Genomic DNA, 16,350 nt, shown 5'->3' on the forward strand with positions numbered 1-16,350 from the left:
AATCGCCTGCGAAATGGCTTCTAAATCGATGGATTCGGAATTGGGAAGGTTTGCCGGACTCGAGTACCGGTTCACTTCTCGGCGCAGTCGATGCAGCGGGTGCTGGTGGGATCGAACTCCAACCGGCGCAGGTCGATTTCCTCGCCGCACACGAAGCAATCGCCGAAGCGTCCGGCATCCATACGGCGAAGCGCGCCTTCAATTTTCACCAGCATCCGCTGGTTGCGCCGCGCCGCTTCCTGCGCCATCTGCTGGTCCTGCATGGCGTCCATGCGCGACAGGCGGCCCAGCCGGGCCTGGTCGAGCTCGACCGGTTTGGTCGAGGCTTTCGACGCGGCCTCGAGCGCTGTCAACTCTTCCTTCGTGGAAAGCAGCTGGTCGCGCAGTCGCTGGATGTCTTCTTCTTTCATGGGGCTCCCTCCGTTGCGGTGCCAGCAATCGTTTTCGTCTGAATATTGACGGCGTGCTGTCAGGTGTAACGCAATCCGACAGCAAAATCCACTCGCAAACCCCTCCGCCCTGAGGGCACGCCGTACCCCGATATTCGATATTCATTACGCCGGATTCCGATTATAATGCCGGGCAATGTCCTTTTTCTCAGAAGAAAAGCGGCTGGCCGCCACCCGGCGGCTGTTGCAACATGTCGGCGACACCCTCAACGCCCGTTTCTCCGTCCGCCTGTGGGAGGGATCGCTGATCCCACTGGGCCGCGAGGTGGACGAGCGGTTTTTCATCGCCATCAACGGCTCCGGCGTGCTGGGCGGACTTCTGCGGAAACCGACGCTGGAAAACCTGCTTCTCCAGTACGTGAAGGGCCACATCGAGATTCACGGCGACCTGATCGACTTCATCGCCCTCCTGCGCGACCGGCAGATGAAAAAAAACCTGAAGAAGCTCAATAAATTCTTCCTCCTGCGGCAGGCCCTGCCGCTGTTGTTCGCGCCCGCCGCACACAAAACGGTCCAACACCGGTACACAGACGATGCCGTCGGCCGCGATGAAGCGCGGCGCGACAACAAAAAGTTCATCCAGTTCCATTACGACATCAGCAACGAGTTTTACGCGCTGTTTCTCGATGAGGAAATGCAGTACTCCTGCGGCTACTTCAAGGACGCCGGCAACTCGCTGGACCAGGCGCAGCAGGACAAGCTGGAAATGATCTGCCGCAAACTGCGCCTCCAGCCGGATGAAACCCTGCTCGACATCGGTTGCGGCTGGGGCGGGCTGATCTGCTATGCCGCCCGCCATTACGGGGTGAAGGCGCACGGCGTGACCCTGTCGCAGAGGCAGTTCGATTTCGCCACGGAAAAAATCAAAAAGCTCGGCCTGGAAGACCGCGTCACCGTTGAACTGCGCGATTACTCGACGCTGGAAGGCACCTACGACAAGGTGGTGAGCGTCGGCATGTTCGAGCACATCGGCATCGCCAACATGCCCGCGTATTTCCGGAAAATCCATTCCCTGCTGAAGGATTGCGGCATCCTGTTGAACCACGGCATTTCGCGCCGCGCCAAGGCGTCGCGCCGCAAGGCCCGCAGGATCCGGCCCGAACGCCGCCTGTTGTTGAAATACATATTCCCCGGAAGCGAACTCGACAACATCGGCCACACCGCCGACCTGATGGAGATCGCCGGGTTCGAGGTACGGGACATCGAGGCCTGGCGCGAGCATTACGGGCTGACCTGCCAGCACTGGTACCGGCGGCTGGAAGCGCGCCGGGAGGAGGCCATCGGCTTCGTCGGCGTGGAGCGGTTGCGCATGTGGGCGTTGTACCTCGCCGGAGTCTCGACCGGGTTCCGCGACGGCTCGATGCACATCTGCCAGGTGGTGGCGACCAAACGCGGCCCGAAAGGTCCCTCCGGCCTGCCCCTCACCCGCGACGACCTGTACCGGTAACCGCCGCGCCAGGCGCGGAGCGAACAGGGGCTAATGCTTTAAGGGCAAACGATGGTTGGCGCGGGGGCTAGCCGGTCCCCCCTTGTAAAGGGGGTTAGGGGGATTCTTCCGCTTGAATCCTGAGCGAAAGCGAAGGATCTCGATGCTTACTGTGAACTCATTGAAAGGTCCTCCTTCACTGCGTTCAGGATGACAGCCTGAAGGAAAAAGCCCCCCAGCCCCCTTCGGAGAAGGGGGTGCCCATCGATTTGCACCCACGGATCATCGTTCCTTTCAAAAACGCACTACCCCTTTCTCTCCCCGTATGACGGGGCGTGGCGCGGCACAGGCAACGCCTGAGGCAACGAATTGGATTTGAGATTGGGCCCTCAAGACCATCGCTCCGCCCAGAAACGCATTACCCCATTCCCTCCGCGCGTGGCGCGGCGGGCGCAGTTGTGGTTTACTGAAGTCCTTATGCGCACCCGCACCGTCCTCCTCATAACGGGCATCGGCTCCATCCTCCTATACCTCGCATTGTGGCGGCTGTCGCTCGCCTTCAACTGGGGCGAAGGCTACGCCGAGCGGCCGATTCTCACCTACCTGGCGCTCTACGCCGCGCTGTTCGGTCTCTACGCGTGGGCAGCGTGGAAAATTTCGAAGAACCGTTACGATTGGAACACGTTGTGGCTGATCCTCATCCTGGGCCTGCTGTTCCGCGGCGCCATCCTGCCCGCCAACCAGATCCAGGAAGACGACATTTACCGGTATTTGTGGGACGGCAAGGTGTTCGCCCACGGCATCAACCCGTTCAAGTACTCGCCGAATGAAGTGAGTCGCATGAAAGAGTTCATGATCCGCGATCCGGCCAGCTTCGAGGCGACTTACACGCCGGACCAGATCCGCGAACTGACCCGGCTGTATCAGTTGAAATGGGCAAGCGACCGCAGCCTGGTGTACATGGAGCGCATCAACCACCCGGCGGTGCCCACCATCTACCCGCCGATGGCGCAGTACGTGTTCCGCCTGGTGCACACGCTCAAACCCGACAGCATCGCCATGATGCGCCTTGCGTTTTTCGTGTTCGACCTGATGGCCGTCGCCTTCATCGCCTTCACGCTCCGCGCGCTGGGGCAGAACCCGAACCTGTGCCTCGTCTATTACTGGTGTCCGCTGGTCATCAAGGAGACGTTCAACTCGACGCACCTCGACATCATCGGCATCGCGTTTTTGACCGGCGCGGTGTATTTCCTGGTGCGCGCGCGCTATTACATGGCGTACTTCTTCCTCGCGCTCAGCGTGCTGGGCAAGCTGTACCCGGCCATCCTGCTGCCGCTCTACCTCAAGCGCCAGTTTCAGAATCTAAAAGAAAAGGGAGACTCACCGTGGCAAGCCTGCGCACTGGGCGCAGGGCTGTTCGCAGGCGTGGTGGCGGTGGGATACCTGCCGTTTGTGAACATCGGGCGCGACGCGTTTGAAGGGCTGGAAACGTTCACCACCTACTGGCAGAACAACGACAGCCTGTTCGCCTTGGTGCTGTGGTTTTACGGCACGGTATTGGGTTTGTCGTCGGAGTTGCCGGTGGGGTTTTCGTACGACCTGCCGTCGTTGCTGGCCAAGATCACCGTGCTCCTCATCGTGCTCGCCGTGCTGGCGTACCTGTTTTTCCGCAAGGCGCGGCAGGGGGAGGACGCCGACCGCGCCTGCCTCGGCGATCAGTTCGTCATCATGGGACTGGTGTTCCTGCTGAGCCCGGTGCAGAACCCGTGGTACCTGATGTGGGTGGTGCCGTACCTGTGCTTCTTTCCGTGGCGGTCGTGGATTCTGCTGACGGGGCTGGTCGGCCTGTACTACCTCGATTTCTATTTCGAGTACCAGGACATGAAGCCCCTCATCCCGTGGATCGTTTGGATCGAGTTCACCCCCTTCTACCTCGCCTTCGGTTATGAGTGGTGGGTGTATCGACGAAGCCATGAACCGGGGTCAAACCAGTCCACTTTACAGTAGTCAATAGACAAGATAATGATCCGCCTTCTGGATAATTTCAATCATTTCAGAAAGCAGGATGGGCCTCAGGTTGGAATCGATGTCCTCCGGTTCAATTTTGTAAAGAAGCATCATAGTCCGGTTTATTTTCAAATCCGCGCCCTCGCTTTTAAGAAATGCCAGGTACTCCCCGTAGTCATGAGGGATGCGGTTCAGATTCATTCCAAATTGTTCGGCAAGCGTCACGCGTTCTCTTTCTGGAAGAGCCGCTTTGTCCATAGGGGTTTGATCCGAGCCAAACCATCCACCTTTTTTGACGGAGGTGACCGCGCTTCCATCGAACAACAACGTCACCCGGTGCCCTTTGCGTAATGCCGCAAGGGCCACATTGGGAGCAACGCAAATCTGGGCATCGTCTTCATCTAATGAAGTTTTGACATGAATTAAAAAATGTTTTGGAGTGAAATCCTCATTCGCATTTTCCGCTTGCGCTCCTGCCGCAAGAGAAATAAGAAAAAAAACCATGCCGGTTAGCACCAAGAATTTTTTTAACATGGTTATGCCTTATTAAGAAGTTCTTCCCACAATTCATCTGTTAATCCGGTGGGTGTTCCGCCGAAAGGAAATGTGGGAGGGGGTAGCGACTCCAGTCGGCGGAAACCCGAATCGTTTGACCGGCCCGGATATGAAGGCCAGTCCGTTTTAAAGAGGTTGGCCGAGTCCGGCTTGTTTGAGCACTTCGGCGTCCAGCCCCGCGCCGCAACAGTCGGCGAGCCGTCCGTCAATTACCACGGCAGGCACGGAACGGATGCCCAGCCGTTGGGCCTGTTCCGCCACCTTCGGATGAGTCATGTCCCTCACGGTGACCTTCCAGGAGTCGCAGGCGAGATCGCGCACCATTTTGATGGCGTCCTCGCACACCGCGCACCCGGCGCTGTAAATTTCGACGTTTCGTTGAGCGGTCATGATGACCTCCTTTCATTCAAGTTGAGTTTCAACGGGCCTCTTCCGGATTAAAACAAGCCGGACAGCCCGCTTCCGTCTGGCTCTTGTTTGCAGGCCAAGCGTTCCAGACAAAAGCCATAAGCAAAATCGCCATGCCCCCGTATTCCACCAAGGGCTGGTTGAAATGAAACTTGCCTGTCATGAGAAGGGCGGCTCCGGCCAGTCCTAAAAAGAACGGACCGTATCCCCGCCGCCGTCCGGCCCGGTAAGCCAGCACGCCCAGCGCGGGCACCAACAGCACGGCCATCATGGGCAGCAGCCACGGCGTATAATTGATGAAGTCCAACCCCATCACCCCCAGCAGCCACGCATACGCGGGCCAGCAGGCCGGGCAGGTGAGTTTCGGCAGTAACGCTACGCCCAGCACCGGAACCACGCCGGAAAATTTTTTCAGATTTTTTTCAGCATACGGCTTCAGATTATCCACGATGACGTCCACCGGCGGCGCGCCGTGGAACTCGCCTTTTCCATCCGCGTACAACCGGCAATGCCCGGCTTCCGTGTCGGGAGACAACGCCACATCGCGGCCGTGCACCAGAATGGTCGGCGAGCCATAACGCCGGTAATGCGGCGGGCATTCCGCCGATCCCCGTTCCCACTCCTGCCAGGTGGACGGCAGGCTCGACTCGGTCAATGCCTGCCGTAAATTATCCCGTGTAGCATCCACGTTGGGACAATCCCTGTCGTAAACGAGCTTGATCCAGTTCATGACATTTCCATTTCCATTTCGTTGATCATGGGTTTAGTCTAGAACCTGTAGTAACTACAGGTTCAAGCGGAATTTTTTAAAAATTTTTTCGAGGTGCGTCATGACGGACTCAATGACCATCGGCGGGCTTTCCAGACAGACGGAGTGCAACATCGAGACGATCCGCTATTACGAAAAGGTCGGTATGCTCCCCAAACCGCGCCGCACCGAAGGCGGCCACCGCGTGTACAATGAAACCCACGCGCGCAGGTTGCAGTTCATCCGCCGGGCGCGAGCGCTGGGGTTTTCACTGAAGGACGTGCGCCGGTTGCTGACACTTTCCGAGGGACGGAAAAAATCCTGCGGCAAGGTGAAAACGCTGGCGGAGACACATCTGGAGGACATTCAATCGCGCATCCGCGATTTGAAGGCCATGGAGAAGGTACTGAAACAACTGGTGAATCAATGCACCGGCCGCATCGCCCCCGACTGCCCCATCATCGACAGCCTGCAGAATTGAGTTCTTGTTTGCATGCCCCCCGCTTCCACTTGGGTTTCAGTCCCCAAAAACCCCGCCCTATCTGAATTCCTATGTGATATAACCTTATTATTCGGTTTGCCTGATTTGGCGAACCGGCATGACCCCTGCCCGATCCCCCTTCACCTCCCCGGAGAAGACGCATGAATACAAAATTTCGTTTCTTCATTTCCATGGTTTGCATGGTATTCCTGTCCAGCGGCTGTTCCCTGTTCAGCAAACAACCCGGAGTTCCCGGGCCTGCACCCGAACCCTTTCTCACTTCCATCGACCATCCGTTTTTGAAGGTCAATGGATCCCGGATGACCGAACCGGTGGGGGAGCTGGATTTCGGCGCCCTGCCCGCCGCGCAAGAGGGCTGGGACGACGCACACAAATACATGAACTGGGCCAACTCCATGGCGGTTTACATCCACAACACCGGAGACGAGCCGGTGAAACTCGCTTCCATGAAGCTGACGGACGTGCAGACCGAGGAACCCGTCAACCCGTTCGACACCTGCGGGCTCGAGTTTCCCGGTTTTGAAGTGGGGCCGGGGGAAATTTTGCCCGACCGCGTCTGCTACTTCCCGACGCTCGAAGCGCGAAGCCGCGTGACCCTGATCTATTACGATCTGCAGGGCAACCCGCTGATCTCGGTGCCCGTCACCGGGACCGGGCGCGCCCTGGACGACTACGAACCGCCGCCCATGGGGGCCAAAGGCGAATACCGGATGCAACAATACAAACCGGAAGAGGAAGTGCGGTTTGAAAACGGCCTGTTCATGAAGGGAGGCGTGCCCATCGGGGTGAGGGACGGCGGCCGCGCCGCCACCGAATGCACGCTGGCCATCACCGGCGGCGGGCACATCCCGAATCCCAAGGTCTCCACCCTGGGCGGCACCGCGACCAACACCCACAACCTCGGCCTCAACATGGGCGTGACCAGCGACGAGATCAATACCGGCCAGTACGTGACGCTGGCGCTGGAGATCACCGACGGCGACGGCGTTCAGTGCCAGCTGGTTTCCACCTTCTGGCGCATCGGCGGGTCCGCGCTTTGGGATTACCAGGAAGACTTCCGCGGCAGCATCGCCTCCATCCAGTTCGACGCCGCCAAGAGCCGGATGAATCCCATCCAGCTCTACTGGAAAAACACCGGCACGCACACCGTCTATGCCGACGTGGCGTATAAGGAAAACGGCGTGGACAAGCAGGCGACGGTGCAGCGCGACTTCGTGGTGGAGACGGACCAGACGGACATCGACCGCCAGATGGAGGACTTCTACACGTGGAACCACAAGGCGAAGGTGCTGGTCGATCACCGCGCGTGGCATTACGGCAGCACGTTCTCGCACTGCGCCTCCGGCGAAGCCTTCTTCACCTTTCACAAAGGCTTCATCGGCGCGGCCAACCACTGGCGGCTGCTGTTCAACTATCCCGTGCTCACCGCGTGGGATCCCGGCGCGAGCCCTCCCCCCACCGACCCCGCCACCAACCATAATGCACGGGGCGGCGGCTTCAGCACCGCGCTCAACGCCAAGCCCGGCATGTATGACCTGAACGGCAACGGCCGCAACGTGCTCGCACGCTGTCCGCAGAACGCGGGGGTGAAGAAGCTGAAGGAATTCGCCAGCGCCAAACACCTGTCCGATCAGATGGAATTCGGCTGGCACGGGAGGGTGCACGTGAACATCGGCGGAGAGATGGCAGGACCCAGCAACGCTCCCAAGGATCCGGTGTTCTACAGGTGGCACAAGATGGTGGACCAGGTGTACGACGAGTACAGGTAGTGACGAACCCCTGCGGCCCGGACAGTGAGTACCGGGCCCTCTGTCACACTTCCTCCAGCACCAGTTCGTGGAAGGACTGGATACGGGGGTGGGTGTCGGGGAAGCGGTTGGTGCGGTCGATCAGGATGGGGTGCACCCCGGCGTTTTTCGCGCCGGTGACGTCGGTGCCGACTTCATCCCCGATGTGGCAGGCCTCGTGCGGCTGGACGCCGCTCAATCTCAGCGCTTCTTTAAAGATGCCGATGTCGGGTTTGGCCGAGCCGACCACGGTGGAGGCGAGCACGAACTGGAAATACCGGCCCAGCCCGGTGTTGTCGATGATCTCCGGCAGGCGCGAGTCCCAGTTGGAGATGATGCCCAGCACCACGCCGCGTTCTTTCAGCCGGTCCAGCAGGCCGGACCCGGTGACGTCCTCGAACACCCGCCAGCATGCGTCACTGCGGAAGACGTCGTAGATCTCGTCGAAGTAGGCGTCGAAGCGTTGCAGTCCGTAGGGCTCGAACACGCGCCGCACCAGTTCCTTCCAGAAGCCACGTTCCACCTCCGGTCCCTTGGCAGTGCCCAGTGACTCCATCCCGCCCATGCTTTTCCAGTGCGAGCGGAAGGCTTTGTTGAGCGCGTCCGGCTCGCCGTCGAAGCCGTAAGCCCGGGCATGCCTGGCGTACACGTCGCCCACCGAAGGATGCACGCGCAGAAGGGTTCCGCCGACATCGAAAAACACCGCCTTGAAATCCTGGATCATCGCCACCCGCTCCTGAAATCCTGCCGAAAAAAAAGACGCGCACCCAAGGGGTGCGCGCCCGCTTGCCGCGAAGGCAAGTATAACACCAAATGCAAGGAGGAGGATGCGTTCAGTGCCGGTCTGGAAAGAGGTTCCTGATGGTGACAAGCACGCCGAACAGGACCGCGGAGAATGCCGCGTACCAGCCCAGGGCGTTTTTGCCGAAAAGGTTGATCAGGGGAGTCTGGTTTGCGGTGTAAAACCAGAACATGGCAAAGAAGTACAGGACCGAAAGTCCCAGGTACAGCCGTCCAAACAGCCAGAGGATGGACACCACCCCCAGCACGATGATGGTTCCTTCAACGGTCACTTCACAATGCGTCGGCCACATGTTCGTTCCCTCCAATCTATCCGTGCTCAACGGTGCCCTTGATGCACGACAGTGAAAAGCAGGAGGAACCCGGTGGTCATGGTGAGGAACATCACCACGATCACGCTCGTCGGCGGCGACTGCAACATGGCGATCAGGGTCAACTTGTTGGTGGTGACCGCCAGGTACATCCAGGACAAAAACCCCATCCACAGGGCGGTCTTGTATTTGCCCCATACCAGGAGCAGTCCCACCACCGCGAGGATCGGGCCAAGCTGGTTCATCGGAAACGACAGATTCAACTGGCTGAGATATTTTGCGACTTCTACCATTACGTCCATGGCTTGAAACATCTCCCAAAAACAGAAAACCAATACAGTCAGGTTTGAACGAAGTTTTATGCCAGTAACAGGAGCAAGCCATATGCCAAAAGCCGGGAAAACCGGGTGTGTTTTTCGCCTCAACCTATTAACTATAATATTTTCAAAAGGTTATGAGGGGAGCGGGAAATGGAGGATTGGCAACGAGGACGACTTGAGATCGGAGAGTTTATAAAAAACAATACACTTACCCTGATTGAACTAATAAAATTTCATACATCATATTTATATTTATAAACTTTTAAACAGAGGGTGGAAGGGGGGTTTGGCTTGAGAAGAATGGAATTTGTATTTATTTGAGGGTTTTTCAGTAAACTTCGGGGTTCGCGTTGTAGCGGGAGAGGGCTTCGTTGTAATCCTCCGGTGTATCGATTTCCATACACCCCTCACTCACGACGAAGAAGGGCTTGATCTCGCCACCGGGAGCCACCTCGGAAAACGGGATTTCCCACAGGGTGGAGATGAATTCCCCGGGCCGGGTATCGTAGAGCGTGATCAGACGCTGGGTCAGTTCCTGTGTCAGCAGGAAAAATCCGATGGCTTCGCCGGCGCACTGGTACCGTGATTTTTCTTCCCCGGTGAGGTCACGCTTGGTGACGAAGGAATGGATGTACCCGGTCTCATCGAGGAGCACCTTGGTCGCCTCGGTGTCGTCGATGTCCACCGGCACGATGGCAAACGACGGCGGAGGGCAATTGGAGACGTACTTTTCCAGCACTTCGCGCGGGTAAAGCACATCGCCGTCCATGACCAGGAGGTCGCCCTCGCGGCCGCGCAGACCCAGAACCAGCGACAACGTGTTGCCGGTGGTGCGGTACTCCGGGTTGTCCACAAACTCGACGGGCAGCGTCAGGTCGAGGCCGCCGACGTAGTCCTTCACCGCGTCGCGGTTGTGCCCCACCACGAGCACGGCTTTTTCCAGACCGAGGTCCTGCAGGATACGCAAGTGACGCGACAGCAGGGTGTCCTCGCCAAACGGCAACAGGCTTTTATGTGGTATGTCGTCGCGGCCAAGGCGGGATCCGTAGCCGGCAATCAGGATGATGGCTTGCATAAGAACTGGGGATTGTACTAGGACACCGCTCAGGATGCAACGGTCGAGGGAGCGTCGTTGTAATTCATGAGTTCGCCCGGCGGAAGGCTGGACAGCTTGTGTGAGTAGGTGCGGCTGATCCACCCCTGCTTGCCTTTCTGGTACTCCACCTGGAACCACAGCGTGGTTTCCCTGACCAGCGGCACGGTGTCCCCGTCTTTGAGTTTGCCGATCAACTTGCCGTTTTCCACCGAGGGCCTGGAGCGCACGTTCAGGTAAGTGCCGGGCTCAACGTCCACCTCCACCATGACTTTTTCAGCCGGGGGCGCAGGTTCTTTTTTGGCCAGCTTTTCGTTTTCGGCTTCGGTTTTTTTCCTGGCCGGAGATTTTTCTTTGGAAGCGGAGAGTTTGCCTGGAACCGGGTCAGGTTTTTTTTTCAGTGTCTGGGGAGGGGTGGGCTTCATGTTGTCGAGGGTGGCGGTCTGCGGGAGCGCCTGGTTTTCCACTTCAACAGAGGAAATCACCGGCAGTTCGCCGGGGCCGCTTTTCTTTTTCTCCGTTACCTGAACGGGTGGTTTGGGTTTGGGCAGGGGTACCTTTTTGGTTTTGTCCGGGACCATTTTCTTCGGCTCCTGCTTGGCCAACGCCTCAAAAGGGGCGATCATCTCCAGCTCTTCGGGCACGTCCTGCACCTCGGTTTGAAGCGACGGCACATTGCTGCTGGAGGGCGGCACGCTTTCGGGCATTTCCACGGGCTCGGTCAGCTGCGTCACCGGAATTTCCCCGGATTCCGGCACCAGCGGCACCTCGCTGGTCTGGTCCATCGGCTCCACCGCCTCAGGCTTGGGCGCCGATGGCTGAACCTGGATATCCTGATCGTCGAGACTCTTTAAAAAATCATCCAGCGCCTCGTCGGTGACCTCCGAGCCATACGGCTTCACCTTTTTTTTCTGAAGCGGGCTTTCAGGTTCCGTCTTCGCCACTTCCGTCGATTCCGGTTTCTCCTGTAGCGGCTTCTGCACCCCCGCCTTGCCGAAATTCTCGGTGTCGAAGAAGGAATCACCGGACGGCGCGACAGGCTCTTCCTCGATCATTCCCTTTTTTCCAGGTGTTATCTTGCCACTCACGGGAACCTCCGGCAGGGTTTCTTCCGTAAACGGGTCCTTGAAAGTGGCCATCTCTTTCGGCTTCACCTCGGGTTGGGGGGTCACCGTTTCCGGCGTGACGGGGGGAGTCTTGGAACCCATGGGCATTTCCATGGACTCCGACTCCGTGCCGAACAGGTCGGGCATACCGGGGATGAGTGACGACAGGCCGGACGATTCCACACCGCCGTCCAGTTCCTTCAACCGCTGGCGGGCGCGCTGGGCGTTGATGCCTTCCGGGTACTTCTGGAGAAAATCGCGGTAGCTCTCGGGGGTGTCCACCTTCCGCACCTGTTCGTAGATCTTGTCCTCCACCTTTTCGATGCGGATCTGGATGCCCTGCTGTTCCTCCTGCGGGGAGATTTCGCGCAGGCGGTCGAGTTTCTGGATGGTGGCGTCGAAACGCTTGTCCTCATACAGGAGGTTGGCCTGGAGCTTCAGGGCGTCGGCCAGGTTCTGGCGCAGGCGCGGATCGGCCGGCTCCAGCGCCAGGCCCTGCTCGAACTGCTGTGTGGCCTGCGTCAGCTTGTCTTCAAGATAATAGACGCGGCCCAGGTTGTTGTGGCCGTGAACCGAATCGGGGTAGCGTTTCAGAAACACCTGCCACAACTCCTCCGCCTCCTTCAGGCGGCCCCGGTTCTGCGCATCCAGTGCTTTGTAATACAGCCGGTTGTCCTCGACCTTGAGGTCGGGGGGCGGAGTCTCGTAATGCGGCGTCAGGCGTTTCGGCGCGCAGGCCGCGACCCACAGCATCAGGAGCCCCGTGAGGGCCCATATGTATTTGTTATTTAAAGGGAACATCCTAAAAGAATAACCTTTTTTTCGGAAAGGTCAATAACTCTTGACTTAGATTTTATTTTCAGTAATCTGGATGAAATTTTGCCGGGGGTGTTCTCGTCAGAACTGAGAGCTCTTAAAGAGCAACCCTCTGAACCTGATCTGGGTAATGCCAGCGAAGGGAAGGCACTCATCATAATGAATCGTCATTAAGCTGTACCCTTCTCTTCGACGAGGGTGCGGCTTTTTTTGTTTGGCCATCCTTTTTAATGAAATCGAGGTAACGGAAAATGCGGCTGGTCATCAACGGCGAGGAAAGGCAGACCGATTCCAGCGGAAACGTGCAAGAATTGCTGAAAGAGCTGGACATCAACGCGCCGCACATCGCCGTGGCCATCAACCTGGAAGTCATTCCGCGTTCCCGTTATGCCGAAACCCGGCTCAAGGAAGGCGACAAGATCGAAATCGTTCACGCCGTGGGAGGCGGGGCGCGACCCTTTCTCCCTCGTACCCGATAACCCGCAACGCATTGTTGAGAAAATATCATTATGACAACCACAGCCACTGAATCCGGAACGAACCAACTCAAAATCGGCGACAAGGTGTTCAATTCGCGCCTCATCGTCGGCACGGGCAAGTACCCGTCGTTCGAGATGAACAAGCAGGCGCTCGAACTGTCCGGCGCGGAGATGATCACCGTCGCGGTCCGCCGCATAGAACTGGACAAGACGAAGGAATCGATCCTCAACTACATCGACCCGGAAAAATACCAGCTCCTTCCCAACACGGCCGGGTGCTTCAACGTGAAGGAGGCGGTGATGACCTGCCAGCTGGCGCGCGAGGCGGGACTGGGCGACTTCGTCAAGGTCGAGGTCATCGGCGACGAGAAAACCCTGTTCCCGGACAACGAAGCCACGCTGGAGGCGTGCAAGCTTCTGGTCAAGGACGGCTTCACCGTCCTTCCCTACTGCATGGACGACGTGGTGCTGTGCAAGAAGCTGGAAGACGCCGGATGCGCCGCGGTCATGCCGCTGGCCGCCCCCATCGGTTCCGGTCTCGGCATCCGCAATCCCTACAACGTGAAACTGATCCTGGAAGCGGTGAAAGTTCCGGTCATCATCGACGCCGGCGTCGGCACCGCCTCCGACGCGGCGCGCGCCATGGAGCTGGGCGTGGACGGCCTGCTGATGAACACCGCCATCGCGCAGGCGAAGGACCCGCTCAAGATGGCCAAAGCCATGCGGCTGGGCGTGGAGTGCGGACGGCTGGCGTACGAAGCCGGGCGCATCCCGAAAAAACTGTATGCCACGGCGAGCAGCCCGCTCGACGGATTGATCGACGTGTGACCGGCTTGCGCCCGGAGGCACCATGACCGGCGAAGATCAGCCGATGAAAACGCGGCTCATAAAAGACGTGGCGGAAGTGAAAGAAGACCAGTTGCGGTTGCTGTTGATCACGGACCTGAAAGAGTTTCCGCGCGACCGGCACCTCGATACGGTCGAGGCCGCATTGAAAGGCGGCGTGCGCGACCTGCAACTGCGAGAAAAGGATTTGCCGCTGCCCGACCTGTTTTCACTGGCCCTGGTGCTCCGGCAACTGACGGCGCACTATGGCGCGCGGCTTTACATCAACGACCGGGTGGACGTGGCGTTGATGGTCGATGCCGACGGCGTGCACCTGCCGGAAGCCGGCCTGCCTGCAAACGAGGTGAAGGGGCGTTACCCGCACCTCTTGGTCGGCGTCTCCACACATTCGTGGGAGGCGGCCCGGCAGGCGCAAGAAGCCGGAGCGGACTACATCACCTTCAGTCCCATCTACGACACGCCGTCGAAACGGGAGTACGGCGCGCCGCAGGGAGTGGGGGCGTTGAAAGAAATTGCCGGAGGGATGAAGATTCCCGTCCTGGCTTTGGGAGGAATCAACCTGGAACGCATCCCGGAAGTCATGCGGAACGGCGCCCACGGCGTCGCCCTCATTCGCGGGATCTGGAACAGCACACATATCGAAGACGCATCTTTGCAATACATGCAAGCCATCAAAGGAGAGTTCTGATGAATATGCCCAAGCGCCCTTCCGGCTCGGCCCAGAAGGAAGAACTGATCATCACGCGGGACCCCATTTCCCCGAACAGCCGAAAGGTGTACGAATCCGGCAAACTGTTTCCGGACCTCCGCGTGCCGTTTCGGGAAGTGACCCTGTCGCCCACCGCCATCCACAACCCGCAGCCCGGCCAGCCGAGGGAAGAGCCGAACGAGCCGATCCTGCTCTACGACACCTCCGGGCCCTACACCGACCCGGATGTGCAGATCGACGTGCGCAAGGGCCTCGCCCCGCTGCGGGAGAAATGGATTCTCGACCGCGGCGACGTGGAGGCCTACGAGGGCCGCTCCCTCCGCCCGGAAGACAACGGCTACAAATCCGAAGACCAGATGCAGGACATCGAACGCTTTGAGCGTGCCGGACGCAAAGTGTACCGCGCCAAGCCGGGCCGCAACGTGAGCCAGATGCACTACGCCAAGAAAGGCATCATCACCCCGGAGATGGAATACATTGCCATCCGCGAAAACGCCAAGCGTCGTCAGCTCATCGAGGACGCCGAGCGCGAAGGCCGGCTGAAGGGCAACAGCTGGGGCGCGGCCATCCCGGACGTCATCACCCCGGAGTTCGTGCGCGACGAAGTGGCGCGGGGCCGGGCCATCATCCCGGTCAACATCAACCATCCGGAGATCGAGCCGATGATCATCGGCCGCAACTTCCTGGTGAAGATCAACGCCAACATCGGCAACTCGGCGATCGCTTCGTCCATCGAGGAGGAAGTCGAGAAGATGGTGTGGGCGACGCGCTGGGGCAGTGACACGGTCATGGACCTGTCCACCGGCAAGAACATCCACGAGACGCGCGAGTGGATCATCCGCAACAGCGCCGTGCCCATCGGCACCGTGCCCATCTACCAGGCATTGGAGAAGGTCGACGGCAAGGCGGAGGAGCTGACGTGGGAGATCTTCCGCGACACCTTGATCGAGCAGGCGGAGCAGGGCGTCGATTACTTCACCATCCACGCCGGCGTTCTTCTGCGCTACGTGCCGTGGACGGCGAAACGCGTCACCGGCATCGTGTCGCGCGGCGGCTCCATCATGGCCAAGTGGTGCCTCGCGCATCACAAGGAAAACTTCCTCTACACGCACTTCGAGGACATCTGCGAAATCATGAAGGCGTACGACGTGAGCTTCTCGCTGGGCGACGGCCTGCGGCCGGGGTCTGGGGCGGACGCCAACGACGCGGCGCAGTTCGGCGAGCTGGAAACGCTGGGCGAGCTGACCGAGATCGCGTGGAAGCACGAGGTGCAGACCATGATCGAGGGACCGGGCCACGTGCCCATGCACCTCATCAAGGAGAACATGGACAAGCAGTTGAAGGAGTGCAAGGAAGCGCCGTTCTACACGCTGGGGCCGCTGACCACGGACATCGCGCCGGGCTACGACCACTTCACCAGCGGCATCGGCGCCGCCATGATCGGCTGGTTCGGTTGCGCCATGCTGTGTTACGTGACGCCGAAGGAACACCTCGGCCTGCCCGACCGCGACGACGTGAAGCAGGGCGTCATCACCTACAAGATCTCCGCGCACGCGGCGGACATCGCCAAGGGGCATCCGGGCGCCCGGGTGCGCGACGACGCGCTCAGCAAGGCACGCTTCGAGTTCCGCTGGGCCGACCAGTTCAACCTGTCGCTCGATCCGGAAACGGCGCTCAAGTACCACGACGCGACGCTTCCGGCGGAAGGCCACAAGCTGGCGCACTTCTGCTCGATGTGCGGGCCGCAGTTCTGTTCGATGAAGATCACGCAGGACGTGCGCGACTACGCCGCCCAGCAGGGCGTGGAGGAAGAGAAGGCGCTGGAGAAGGGCATGGAAGACATGTCCGAGACCTTCAAGAAGAAGGGCGCGGAAATCTACCACCAGATGTAAAATAAAAAACCCCTTCAGCCTCTCCTTCCGAGAGGGAGAAGCTGAAGGGGTTCATCGGTGGCGGTGCTTCCGGTACAAGCGGTGACCCCGGGGTG

The 16,350-nt window shown here is 59.2% G+C and carries 16 protein-coding genes, 1 pseudogene and 1 riboswitch; of the genes and pseudogenes, 8 read left to right on the forward strand and 9 right to left on the reverse strand.

All coding sequences use genetic code 11. From position 1 onward, the window contains the following. Positions 1 to 71: 71 nt before the first annotated feature. Positions 72 to 410, reverse strand: a complete 339-nt coding sequence (locus tag ACTRW9_RS03765) for a TraR/DksA family transcriptional regulator (RefSeq protein ID WP_442428349.1) — start codon at positions 408 to 410, stop codon at positions 72 to 74. Between the two features lie 175 nt (positions 411 to 585). On the opposite strand from ACTRW9_RS03765, the gene ACTRW9_RS03770 reads away from it, so the two are divergent. Both ACTRW9_RS03770 and ACTRW9_RS03775 read left to right on the forward strand, forming a co-directional pair. After that, complete coding sequence (locus ACTRW9_RS03770) at positions 586 to 1,896, forward strand: class I SAM-dependent methyltransferase (RefSeq protein WP_442428350.1); 1,311 nt, start codon at positions 586 to 588, stop codon at positions 1,894 to 1,896. Positions 1,897 to 2,352: 456 nt separating this feature from the next. Beyond that, positions 2,353 to 3,882 carry a hypothetical protein gene (locus tag ACTRW9_RS03775; protein ID WP_442428351.1) on the forward strand — a complete coding sequence of 510 codons (1,530 nt, stop codon included), beginning with the start codon at positions 2,353 to 2,355 and terminating at the stop codon, positions 3,880 to 3,882. On the opposite strand, the gene ACTRW9_RS03780 is transcribed toward ACTRW9_RS03775, so the two are convergent. From ACTRW9_RS03780 to ACTRW9_RS03790, 3 genes are all read right to left on the reverse strand, one after another. Beyond that, a complete protein-coding gene (locus ACTRW9_RS03780) occupies positions 3,883 to 4,416 on the reverse strand; it encodes a hypothetical protein (protein ID WP_442428352.1) in 534 nt (177 codons plus the stop codon). 147 nt (positions 4,417 to 4,563) lie between these two features. After that, entirely contained in the window at positions 4,564 to 4,827 is a 264-nt protein-coding gene (locus ACTRW9_RS03785; protein ID WP_442428353.1) for a thioredoxin family protein, read from the reverse strand. A 28-nt stretch (positions 4,828 to 4,855) separates the two neighbouring features. Then, positions 4,856 to 5,575: a MerC domain-containing protein gene (locus ACTRW9_RS03790; protein ID WP_442428354.1), complete on the reverse strand. Its 720-nt coding sequence runs from the start codon at positions 5,573 to 5,575 to the stop codon at positions 4,856 to 4,858. A gap of 100 nt (positions 5,576 to 5,675) precedes the next feature. Here ACTRW9_RS03790 and ACTRW9_RS03795 point away from each other — a divergent pair, with 100 nt between their 5' ends. Beyond that, positions 5,676 to 6,074 (forward strand): MerR family transcriptional regulator, encoded by a 399-nt coding sequence (locus ACTRW9_RS03795; RefSeq protein WP_442428355.1) that lies wholly within the window; start codon positions 5,676 to 5,678, stop codon positions 6,072 to 6,074. 161 nt (positions 6,075 to 6,235) lie between these two features. Next, positions 6,236 to 7,864, forward strand: coding sequence for a tyrosinase family protein (locus ACTRW9_RS03800; RefSeq protein ID WP_442428356.1), 1,629 nt, complete (start codon positions 6,236 to 6,238; stop codon positions 7,862 to 7,864). 43 nt (positions 7,865 to 7,907) lie between these two features. Here the strand turns inward: ACTRW9_RS03800 and ACTRW9_RS03805 are convergent, their stop codons facing one another. The 5 genes from ACTRW9_RS03805 to ACTRW9_RS03825 form a co-directional block, all read right to left on the reverse strand. After that, complete coding sequence (locus ACTRW9_RS03805) at positions 7,908 to 8,606, reverse strand: HAD-IA family hydrolase (RefSeq protein WP_442428357.1); 699 nt, start codon at positions 8,604 to 8,606, stop codon at positions 7,908 to 7,910. 109 nt (positions 8,607 to 8,715) lie between these two features. Next, complete coding sequence (locus tag ACTRW9_RS03810; protein WP_005007343.1) at positions 8,716 to 8,976, reverse strand: hypothetical protein; 261 nt, start codon at positions 8,974 to 8,976, stop codon at positions 8,716 to 8,718. Positions 8,977 to 9,002: 26 nt separating this feature from the next. Further along, positions 9,003 to 9,296, reverse strand: coding sequence for a hypothetical protein (locus tag ACTRW9_RS03815; protein ID WP_442426811.1), 294 nt, complete (start codon positions 9,294 to 9,296; stop codon positions 9,003 to 9,005). Positions 9,297 to 9,642: 346 nt separating this feature from the next. Further along, positions 9,643 to 10,389, reverse strand: coding sequence for an NTP transferase domain-containing protein (locus ACTRW9_RS03820; RefSeq protein WP_442428358.1), 747 nt, complete (start codon positions 10,387 to 10,389; stop codon positions 9,643 to 9,645). Positions 10,390 to 10,418: 29 nt separating this feature from the next. Further along, entirely contained in the window at positions 10,419 to 12,266 is a 1,848-nt protein-coding gene (locus tag ACTRW9_RS03825) for a tetratricopeptide repeat protein (RefSeq protein WP_442428359.1), read from the reverse strand. Positions 12,267 to 12,387: 121 nt separating this feature from the next. Continuing rightward, a riboswitch (TPP riboswitch) is annotated at positions 12,388 to 12,492 on the forward strand. 94 nt (positions 12,493 to 12,586) lie between these two features. Between ACTRW9_RS03825 and thiS the strand changes: the two are divergent. From thiS to thiC, 4 genes and pseudogenes are all read left to right on the forward strand, one after another. Then, a pseudogene (thiS, locus tag ACTRW9_RS03830) lies at positions 12,587 to 12,808 on the forward strand (sulfur carrier protein ThiS); the annotation flags it as partial. A 30-nt stretch (positions 12,809 to 12,838) separates the two neighbouring features. Then, the gene (locus tag ACTRW9_RS03835) at positions 12,839 to 13,636 is read left to right on the forward strand and encodes a thiazole synthase (protein ID WP_442426814.1); all 798 of its coding nucleotides are present in this window, start codon (positions 12,839 to 12,841) and stop codon (positions 13,634 to 13,636) included. A gap of 22 nt (positions 13,637 to 13,658) precedes the next feature. Continuing rightward, positions 13,659 to 14,342, forward strand: coding sequence for a thiamine phosphate synthase (gene thiE / locus ACTRW9_RS03840; RefSeq protein WP_442426815.1), 684 nt, complete (start codon positions 13,659 to 13,661; stop codon positions 14,340 to 14,342). Beyond that, positions 14,342 to 16,255, forward strand: a complete 1,914-nt coding sequence (thiC, locus tag ACTRW9_RS03845; protein WP_442428360.1) for a phosphomethylpyrimidine synthase ThiC — start codon at positions 14,342 to 14,344, stop codon at positions 16,253 to 16,255. Before thiE ends, thiC begins: the two co-directional genes overlap by 1 nt. The last annotated feature ends 95 nt before the right edge of the window (positions 16,256 to 16,350 follow it).

This window comes from Nitrospina sp. 32_T5 (assembly GCF_052156635.1).
GTDB lineage: Bacteria > Nitrospinota > Nitrospinia > Nitrospinales > Nitrospinaceae > Nitrospina.